This window comes from Nocardia sp. NPDC003183, from assembly GCF_053590715.1.
Map to the genome: position 1 here is coordinate 188,238 of NZ_JBSFTG010000014.1, position 8,879 is coordinate 197,116.

Genomic DNA, 8,879 nt, shown 5'->3' on the forward strand with positions numbered 1-8,879 from the left:
TGTTCTCTACTACTGTCGTTGGCCGATTGCGGTGTAAGCGGCCAGGTCCCAAGCGACGGGGTGTAGAGGCCGCAGGGTGTCGTGGTCGGTATCGGTAGGCCGCCACCGGTGCGGTGCGATCAATCCGGGATCGGTGAGCCGGTAGGGGGCCAGCATCGTGGTGATCGTGTCGCGGTCGCGCGGGTGAAAGGTGATGCCCGCGTTGCCCAGAGCTGCGACGGCGCTGCTGATGTCGTCTTCGGCGATGTCGGCGGTGATGTGGCTGAACACGATCCAGGTTCCGGGCCGGAGCTGGCGAGTCAGGGCGTCGAGGACGGCGGGGGCGTCGGCGAGGAGTTCAGCGGTCCCGGACAGGCAGACCACCATCGGTGCGGTGGAGTCCATGACCGCGGTGATCTCAGCGAGGACAGCGGCGGTGTCGGTGAGGTCGATCTTGGCGACGGCGTTGTTCGGTTCGGTCAGCAGGGCACGGGAGTGGTTGGTAGCGAGGAGGTCGTTGTCGATGTAGAGGACGCGGGTGGTGTCACTTGCGTGGTTGGCGATCTCACCGAGGTCGGGGTGCAGCGGGAGTCCGCATCCAAGTTCGACCACCTGGGTCACCTGATGCGTGTGGGTGAGGTATTCGACCGCGCGCCGGGCGAAGCGACGCGCTTCGGCCATGGCGGTCGCGAGCTGGCTGTCCATAAGGGGCTTGGCGATCACATGATCGAGCTCGTAGTGGTCTTTGCCGCCCAGCAACGCATTGCACACACGGGCGGTGTTGGGTCGGCTGGTGTCCAGCACTGTCTCGTTGGGGGTTGTCATGTCCTGTCCTCGCCGGAGGGTGCCGCGAAGCACCGAACAGACTTCCCGGCCACCGTGACAAGGAATTGCGGCGTCGGGGTGTTGCTGGGGCTCGCGGGCGGTCGGATGGTTCAGATGCCGGACTCGGTGTGGCCGGCCAGCGCGCGGGCCAGGATGGCGTGTGCTTCCTCGCCGTAGACGGCCGTGGTGGCGAGCAGGTCGAAGGTTCGTTCGACCAGCTCGACGGTGTCGGTGTCCTCGAACGGATCGGTGATTGGCTGGTTGTCGGAGTCGGTGGCGGTGCTGAAGTCGAAACTGTCTGCTGGGGCGAGGAATTCGGCATTGAGCGCGATGATGCCGATGCGGACATGTGCGCGAGCGGTCACGATGTTCATCAGGTGGCGGATCTGGGTAGTCATCACCTCGCAGCTGCCGACGGTGACTCGCAGCGCGGCCTCGTCGATGAGCATGTGGAACTCGTACCCGGGCAGGTCGAGAACGGTCTGGCGTTGCAGACGCGCGAGCGCAAGCTCCTCGCTGTCGTCGGCCATGCCCATCACGGCCGAGCATCTGTCGAAGAACGCACGGGCGTAGTCGTGGGTCTGCAACAGCCCCGGGAGGAGTTTGGTGCTGTAGGAGCGCTGATGGATGGTGTCGGACTCGCTGGCGATCAGGAAGCGCTGCAACGTTTCCGGCCTGCCATCAGTGGTGTCGTACCGGCTCGTGTTGACCATGGTTCTAACCTCTCCAAGTAGTTTCGTTGGTTGAGATTCGGTGGAGGGTTCCACCGGGTGTGGTTCGTGTGGGTCGGGTAGGCGTCCCCGGAGGCCGGGAGGTTCGGCGGCCTCCGGGAACGTTCCCCACCCTCGGAGGCCGACCGGCTCGGGGGGTCGCCGGATTCCGTCCGAGGTATTCAGGTGGTCTGTGTGCCCGGCCCCGAGTCAGGCCAGGGTGATCTCGCTGATCAGAGTCGCCCCGTCGACGGTGCGGGTGGTCACGGTCTGCCGGGCGACCCAAGGCCCGGTGCCGGGCCGGAACTCGGCCACGGTCACCGCCCACCGCACCGACTCACCGCTGGTGTTCAACGGCGAGATACTCACGCAGTGGCGAGTGTCGGCGGGCACGGCATCGATGCCCGTCTGCAACCGGTCGCCAGTGGTGATCGATGAGTCCGAAGTCAGGAACCGGCGCGCGTGCTCGACGGATCGGTCCACGTAGTAGGCGTGATTGAACCCCAGGATCGCGGTCGGGCCGCTGGTGGTGTCTCCCGGACCGGAACCGGTGACGACGTCGAGTTCGGCGGTTTCCGCGCAAGCGAAACCGGTCGGCTGCGCGCCCCCGTCCGGGGCCGTCACTACCGCGACCACTGCCAGTGCTGCGAGCCCGGCCAGCACCCCAGTCGCTATCCATCGGTGGCGGTGTGAGCGCGCGGTGGAGGAGACGTTTGTCGTGTCGAACTGTGCGTACATGGCGTTCTCGGTTCCCTTCGGTGGATCTCGGAGGTCGGGTGGCCCCGGTAGTCGCCGGGAATCGACTCCGGGGCCGCCTCGGCGCGGGGCAAAACCTGGGTGAGCTGCGTCCGGTCTCACCAGGCCGTCGCGCCAAGGTCATTCGGGTGGTCGGAAGGTGCGCTGTGCGGGGGTCAGGGCTGGAGGAAAAGGCGCTCGTTAGGCAGGCGGGGCAATCCGGCACAGTGGCCGGGATAGACGGCGACAGTGCCGGGGCGGCGGGCGGCCACATCACAGACGAACACCAACGCGGCCGTCAGGCACGCGGCGAAATACACGCGCACACCGGACAATTCGACCGAAAGGCGAATATCTGGTTCGTCAGGACGAGGTGACCGGCCGCCGTTGTTCATCGGGGGGTCTGCCTCAAGATCGATAACGCGCACCCGATCACCACCGCCCCCGAGGGGCGAAAAGCGCTGGTGGCCGGAGACACCCACGTGCGAACAATCAGCGGGTCCGCCACCGGGGACGGCAACGCGATGTCGCCGTCGCGGATTACCACCACTCGCGCCTTCCACAAGCGAGCGACCTCGGCGGGGTCACCGATCGGCCGAATATCGGACCGGACGAGGAATGTCCACATTTCCGCGCGCGGGTGGCCGACGATCGACAACGGCGCGATACCGCGAAGGTCGAGACTGGTCTTGACCCGCTGGGCGAGTTCGGTCGGCATCATCACCGCCCCGACAAACCCGGCCCGCATCGTGATCCGCCCTGTTGCCGGATCGACCACGGTGGGCAGCGAGCACATGCTCCGGTAGAACTGGCAGCGTGAGTGGGGGGATTCGGTCCATGCCCTGGGTGTGCTGGTCTGGGTCATCGCAACTGTCCAGTCGGCGCGGTCACGGCCGTTGTGTCGGCGGCTTCGGTTCTGGTTACAGCGGGCGCAGTCGTGAGAAACCCGGCTTGCGTCATCGCCTCGAGCGCTCTGACAAGCTCGGCGCGCGATTGGTTGTGGGTGGCCTCGGCCGCAACGACAGTGTCGGCGGAAGCGATCGGGCTGGCGCCCAAGGACTGGTCACGCCTCACCGCGGGCTGGGTGTTCAGCTCGTCCGAATGTGTCATGCGCGGGCCTTCCTGGTGACGCGTCCAAAGCAACGAGGTGCACCCGTTCGGCAGTTTTGCCATGGATTTTCCGAAGCGGGTTCTGGTGTCAATCGTTGCCCGTCAACAGCATTGGCAGGAACCGCACAGTGGTGGCGTAGCGTGGGCGTACCGTAGGCATTTCCCAGTTCAGGAGCTGGAAGTAGGGGGCCGCATGATACGAGGGCGGGAATGGACCGGCTTCGAAGCTGCCGCGCTGCAAGAGGCGATGAGACAGCCGATCCGCCAGTTCGCCGCGATGCTCGGCGTCGAGACCACCACGATCAACAACTGGCGGTCGGGACTGAGCGCGGTCAAACCCCGCTCCGAAAAGCAGGAGATCCTCGACACCACCTACGCGAAACGCACGACGCCAGAAGACCGCGAACGATTCGACCAGATCGTCGCCGAAGGCGAAACCGCCTGGAGAGAGCGACACTCGAAACAGGCGCGACGACATGGTGCCGCCTCGACCACGGTTGGACCGATCACCAGCGAACCGAGCGTCGAACGAACCGAGGCGGTGTTCGCGGGCGCATCTGATCGAGGATCGACCGCAGCGGAGCCACCGCAGGCCGAGGCCGACGACTTCTCGGCACTGGTGAGCGACATCGAGACCGCCTTCTGGGCCGCAGGCAACGTCACCGACACCGGACCGTTGCGCCCGATCTCCGCGCTCCTTGCCGCCACACGGTCGGTTACGCGACTCAACATGGCCGGCGAGTACACCACTTTCGCGCTGCTGGTCGGGCCGTTGATCACCGACCTCTACCGGCACGCACACGAAAGCCGTGGTGGTGACCAGCGCACCGCCTGGGACGCATTGACACAGGTCGCTTTCGACACATCGGTGGTGATGCGCGCCCGAGGACACCTCGCGCTGGCTTGGTCAGCCGCGCGGGCCGCCGAAGACGCCGCTCGCACGATCGAGAGTCGGCCGGGGATCGCGGCTGCGGCGTTTGTCAGCAGCCAGGTCCTACTGGCGCGACCGATGTCGTTGAAGGCCGCGCTGGATCGCGCGGAAAGCACTGCGGCCGTGGTCGGATCACGAGCACAGACCGCCAACGATGTGCAGACGGTCGGGATGCTGCACTTGCAGGCATCGTTGGCGACAGCGGCGACCGGCGGCGATCCCCGCGATCACCTGGAACACGCGGCCGAGTACGCCGCACGGCTCGACCGCTCCATCCCGACCGACCACTCGACCGTCATTGCCAACACCACCTTCGGCTCGTCGAACGTGGCGCTGTGGAAGATGTCGGTCGCCATGGAAGCAGATGAGCCAGATACCGTGCTCGACCTGGCAAGGAAGCTCAAACCGCAGACATTGCCGACCCCGGGCCGGGCCGCCCAGTACTGGGTCGAGGTCGGACGTGCAGCGGCGTCACGTCGTGCCCATGCGATCGCCCTGGATGCGTTCTTGCGAGCTGAAAGCATTGCGCCAGAACATGTCCGGAACATGGACACCGTGCAGGAGGCAGTCGCTCAGATGATGCGAGAGGCCACGCGCAGCCTCACCGCGGGCGACCTGGGCAACCTTGCCCACCGTGTAGGCGTAGCGGTGGTCTAGCCCGGACAGCGCCTGGTCAGGCTGCCATGATGGGCTCATGACTGAGCGAACTCGGGTGCTGTATGCGATCGTGACCGGCGCGTCACCAGCTGACACAGTCGGCGAACTGATCGAACTCGCCCAAGCTGACGGCTGGGACGTGTGCGTCGTCGCCTCGCCCAACGGTGTCCGCTTCCTCGACCTCGAAGCACTGGCAGCGCAGACCGGTCACCCGGTGCGCTGGGAGTTCAAACAACCGGGAACCGAGGACCTCCTGCCGCCCGCCGACGCGATCATCGCCGCACCATTGACCACGAACTCGATGGCCAAATGGGCCACCGGCATCGGCGACACATTGCCGCTCGCCCTGCTGGTAGAGGCTGTCGGTGCCGGGCTTCCCGTCGTGGCGATCCCGCACGCGAAGCAGGAGCAAATGAACTTCCCGGCCGTACGCCAGGCACGCGAACGGCTTGCGGAGTGGGGCGTTCGATTCGTGCGTATCACCGAGGACTCCGACTCCGGCCCCCTTCCGTGGACGTCGGCGCTGAGCGCGCTACGAGAACCTCTGATCGCTGCGGGACCCGCTACCGTCTGCGAGAATCGGTGAACATGGCTAAGACACAGGCAGGACTGATTGTCTGGGATGTTGACGGCACCCTGATCCCAGCGGACTTGCGGTGGCTACGGCGAGCCGTCGCTCGCACCTACGGCATCGAAGAGTCTGCGGTCGTCTTCCCCGCTGCGCGGGTGCACGGCTACACCGATGAGTCCATCGTCGTGGATACGGCAATCACCTCGGGCGTCGCCAGTGAGGCGGCCGAGGAGGGCTTCAGTCGGTACGCCGACGTCCTGATGGAGGTCATGTCGCAAGGCGAGGCCGAACTCGCCCGCGACCAGGCTGCTTACCCCGGTGCGACTCACACGATCGCCACCTTGGCCGAGCACGGATACGTCCAGACTGCACTCACCGGAAACCTGCGGGTGTCGGCTGAATTCAAACTCGCCGTGGCGGGCCTCGACGCTCACCTGGACCTCGACATCGGCGCGTTCGGCTCAGATTCGAGGGAACGATTCGACCTGCCCGCGTTCGTCGCCGACCGGTTTCGGGCCAAGTACGGGCATCCGATCGAGCCGACGCGAACTGTCATCATCGGTGACGCGCCAAACGATATCGCTACTGCTCGACACGCAGGATTCGGAGTTGTTGCTGTCGCTCACAGGCTGACCCCCGAAGAGTTGGCAGGGCACTCACCAGATGCGATCGTGAACGAGCTGGACTCGGACAAGGTGTTGGAGGCCGTCCGTTCAGCGCAAGCGATCCAGTCGACTGTGAGGATCGATCGCTAGGCGTTGATGCTGCGTACTCGCTCCATCAACGCGAGGACCGGCCGTTCGTTCTGCCAAGGAGCGATCCTCTCGATGGCTCGTTGTGCGCGTTCGAGTCCGCGATGGTTGCCCATGGTCGCCAGCGCTTGGTACGTCTCGCCGAGAACGTGGCAGCCTTCGTCGAGTTCACCCGATAGGGAATAGGCGCTGGCGAGATCAACGCGAGCGGCCAGGGCAACGTTGGGGCTGTCCATCTCGGGCGAGCTCAACGCCTTGTTGAGCGCGGTGATCGCGCGTTTGGGTTGGCCGAGGAGCAGTTGGCATGTCCCGACGTAGACCTGGATGCGCGTGGTGTTCCAGTCACTGAACAGCCCGGAGCGGTCGTTCTCGTCGATATCCTCGGCGGCGCGTTGTGCGCGAGTCAGTGCTTCTTCGCATTCGTCCCGCAGGTCGAGCACTGCGTAGGCTTGTGCTTGTTCGGCGCCGATTCTGGCTCGCGCGGCAGGTGGTAAGTAATCGGAGACGCCAGCGGCCTCTTTGAGTATCCGGAGTCCGATGACGACGTCGCCATCGGAACTGATCAACGTTGCCGCATCCGAGCGAAGGTTGCTTTCGAAGATGCGCGCGATCCCGCCCATTGTCTTGTCCTGGAGTTGGTCGGCGAGTTTTCGGGCGAACGCGCAATGAGTCAGTGCCATCGGCCGGTCACCGATGGCGCTCCACACCCGGCTCGCCACCACGGATGTCTCGCCCAGCAGGGCCCCGGCGCGCTGCTTGATGCGGTCGTCGGTCGCAGCCCGGAACAAGGAGGCGACAGCGTCTCGGTGGGCTTCGATCGGCCCGATCAGCGCATCAGGTGCGATGCTTTGGCGCTGGCCTGCCAGTAGATTGGTGACGGCGGCAAAGCTACCGAGAGAACCTTCCGACGGCGCCAGCGAGCGCATCAGCGACGAGGCCGCGCTGCCGTCGAACACCTCGATCGCTTCCCGATCGCTCTGCACTGGCAGGGAGCTCCCTGTTGAACTGGCTGCGAGAGCAACACTCGGCGGTTTGGCGGACCCTCGTGCGGTCGAGGGATGTCGGGCTCTCCATGCGGCCTCGCCTTCCCCAACGATGTTGTCGAACCGCGCCCTGTCCTCGGGAGTGGCACGCTGTCCGTAGGTAGTGTCCAAGATCGCTTGTGTTGCGGGGCGAAGTGTCACCGAGCTCAGCCGCGAACGCCAGTTGTTGACCGTTGTCGTCTCGACACCCAGTAGCGCGGCGAACTCTCGTACCGACCTGCGCATCCCTACCTGCAGCGCGACCGCTTCGAAGCCGGTCCATTCCCGCGCTCGTATCACCGCCGCCCCTACTTTCCAGCGTGTGGTCTGGGGAGCATTCACGTTACCGCACTACGGCCGACCGTTGCCGCTGTCATTGGCTGTCGGATGTGAGTCGAAATCCGATACCAACGTTCGCATTTTCGGCAATCGCCCCGCTGAACACGATGTGACAGAAGCAGACCGCGCGGTTAGACCCCTCCGGCATTTGTCGAACAGGTCTCACCGCGCGAGGCAGCGTTGCTCGGACCGGTGGACGTCTCAACAGGCGATCGCGCATGGGTTGTAGGTGCCATGGACGATGAAGAGTTTGGAGCATGTTCCGTACTCGTTGACTTCGAGGTTGAGCGAGAGCGGTCTGTTCATGCCCGGTACGCGCAGGCGCATCGGTGCTGCGCGAGGCCAGGTGTAGGCGACTTGCATGGGGCTGCCCTCCCAGGCGTTACGGAAGGCGAGGTCTGTGCGCAGTGTTTCGAACAGCTCTTGTGCCCGGGGATCGTCGCGGTAGCGGCCGAGCACGACGCGCAGGTGCCTGACGAGGTCGAGCAGTTCGCCGTGCCAGCCGTAGACACGGTCGCGAGCGATGGGGGTGAGCATCCACCGCATGATGTTGTAGTCGACCGCGGCGAGGCCGGGCATCATCCGGTGCAGTACCTGGTTGGCGAGCAGAACGGTCAGGAGTGGATCAATGTAGGCGCCGAGGATCTCGCGCTGGTCGAGCCAGTCGAGGTGGGGTTGGACCCCGTGGTTGACGAGGCGGCGGCGTAGCTCGTCGGTGGGCTCGAGACTGCCGGAGGGTTGCAGCAGGTCTTCGAGGTGTCGGCATGGGTCTTGATCGAGGCCGAAGAACTCGACGAGTTTGTCGAACACGGCGGTGCCGGGCGTTTTGCGTTGCCCGATGAGCTGGTTGAGGTAGGAACTGCTGAATCCTGCTTTTTGAGCGGTGGATTCGCGGGATAGGTTGCGGTTGTGGCGCAGGTATTCCACCGAGTCGTGGAAGTCGGGCATCCCGGGTAGCAGAGGCGGGTTGAACATGTCACCGGTCTCGTCTCTGCGGCGGGATGAGCACGACGTCGCGGCCGACGCACGGCCCGGGTTTGTACTCACGATGGCTGGTGCGGGTGAAGGGTGCGGTCATGGCGTGCTCCTTGGTCGGTGTTCGGTTGTCCTGCTTGGTGTTCGGTGAGGCGGGCGGTGTTGTGCGGGGTGTCAGGGGGTGTCAGGGCTGGGGCGGTGGGTCGTACGGGTCGCGGTAGCTGATCAAGAATCGGAGATCATGGGTGCCGTCGGAGCCGAGGTGTCTGCGGC

10 protein-coding genes are annotated in these 8,879 nt (G+C 65.2%); 3 read left to right on the plus strand and 7 right to left on the minus strand.

What is annotated here, in order from left to right:
* Positions 1–9 precede the first annotated feature (9 nt).
* From ACWDXS_RS29355 to ACWDXS_RS29375, 5 genes are all read right to left on the minus strand, one after another.
* Positions 10–804, minus strand: a complete 795-nt coding sequence (locus ACWDXS_RS29355) for an SAM-dependent methyltransferase (RefSeq protein WP_449970573.1) — start codon at positions 802–804, stop codon at positions 10–12.
* 110 nt (positions 805–914) lie between these two features.
* Positions 915–1,517: a Scr1 family TA system antitoxin-like transcriptional regulator gene (locus tag ACWDXS_RS29360; RefSeq protein ID WP_449970576.1), complete on the minus strand. Its 603-nt coding sequence runs from the start codon at positions 1,515–1,517 to the stop codon at positions 915–917.
* Between the two features lie 207 nt (positions 1,518–1,724).
* Entirely contained in the window at positions 1,725–2,177 is a 453-nt protein-coding gene (locus tag ACWDXS_RS29365; RefSeq protein WP_449970579.1) for a hypothetical protein, read from the minus strand.
* Positions 2,178–2,425: 248 nt separating this feature from the next.
* Complete coding sequence (locus ACWDXS_RS29370) at positions 2,426–2,644, minus strand: hypothetical protein (RefSeq protein WP_449970582.1); 219 nt, start codon at positions 2,642–2,644, stop codon at positions 2,426–2,428.
* Entirely contained in the window at positions 2,641–3,114 is a 474-nt protein-coding gene (locus tag ACWDXS_RS29375; protein WP_449970585.1) for a DNA-directed RNA polymerase subunit beta, read from the minus strand. The genes ACWDXS_RS29370 and ACWDXS_RS29375 overlap by 4 nt, the downstream gene beginning before the upstream one ends.
* Positions 3,115–3,420: 306 nt before the next feature.
* Between ACWDXS_RS29375 and ACWDXS_RS29380 the strand changes: the two genes are divergently transcribed.
* Genes ACWDXS_RS29380 through ACWDXS_RS29390 form a run of 3 tightly spaced genes read left to right on the plus strand, consistent with a single transcriptional unit; the run spans position 3,421 to position 6,273 of the window.
* Positions 3,421–4,947, plus strand: a complete 1,527-nt coding sequence (locus ACWDXS_RS29380) for a hypothetical protein (RefSeq protein ID WP_449970588.1) — start codon at positions 3,421–3,423, stop codon at positions 4,945–4,947.
* Positions 4,948–4,984: 37 nt separating this feature from the next.
* Positions 4,985–5,533, plus strand: a complete 549-nt coding sequence (locus ACWDXS_RS29385) for a flavoprotein (protein ID WP_449970591.1) — start codon at positions 4,985–4,987, stop codon at positions 5,531–5,533.
* Positions 5,534–5,535: 2 nt separating this feature from the next.
* Entirely contained in the window at positions 5,536–6,273 is a 738-nt protein-coding gene (locus ACWDXS_RS29390; RefSeq protein ID WP_449970618.1) for an HAD family hydrolase, read from the plus strand.
* Here the strand turns inward: ACWDXS_RS29390 and ACWDXS_RS29395 are convergent.
* On the minus strand, positions 6,270–7,253 hold the full coding sequence (locus ACWDXS_RS29395) for a hypothetical protein (protein WP_449970594.1): 984 nt from the start codon (positions 7,251–7,253) through the stop codon (positions 6,270–6,272). The genes ACWDXS_RS29390 and ACWDXS_RS29395 overlap by 4 nt on opposite strands.
* Positions 7,254–7,832: 579 nt before the next feature.
* Positions 7,833–8,606 (minus strand): MmyB family transcriptional regulator, encoded by a 774-nt coding sequence (locus ACWDXS_RS29400; RefSeq protein WP_449970597.1) that lies wholly within the window; start codon positions 8,604–8,606, stop codon positions 7,833–7,835.
* Between the last annotated feature and the right edge of the window lie 273 nt (positions 8,607–8,879).

Bases quoted from the DNA above. Each gene is read 5' to 3' on its own strand.
- ACWDXS_RS29360 (WP_449970576.1), bottom strand. From the start codon at position 1,517: ATGGTCAACACGAGCCGGTACGACACCACTGATGGCAGGCCGGAAACG.
- ACWDXS_RS29355 (WP_449970573.1), bottom strand. From the start codon at position 804: ATGACAACCCCCAACGAGACAGTGCTGGACACCAGCCGACCCAACACC.
- ACWDXS_RS29370 (WP_449970582.1), bottom strand. From the start codon at position 2,644: ATGAACAACGGCGGCCGGTCACCTCGTCCTGACGAACCAGATATTCGC.
- ACWDXS_RS29400 (WP_449970597.1), bottom strand. From the start codon at position 8,606: ATGTTCAACCCGCCTCTGCTACCCGGGATGCCCGACTTCCACGACTCG.
- ACWDXS_RS29385 (WP_449970591.1), top strand. From the start codon at position 4,985: ATGACTGAGCGAACTCGGGTGCTGTATGCGATCGTGACCGGCGCGTCA.
- ACWDXS_RS29375 (WP_449970585.1), bottom strand. From the start codon at position 3,114: ATGACCCAGACCAGCACACCCAGGGCATGGACCGAATCCCCCCACTCA.
- ACWDXS_RS29390 (WP_449970618.1), top strand. From the start codon at position 5,536: ATGGCTAAGACACAGGCAGGACTGATTGTCTGGGATGTTGACGGCACC.
- ACWDXS_RS29380 (WP_449970588.1), top strand. From the start codon at position 3,421: ATGGATTTTCCGAAGCGGGTTCTGGTGTCAATCGTTGCCCGTCAACAG.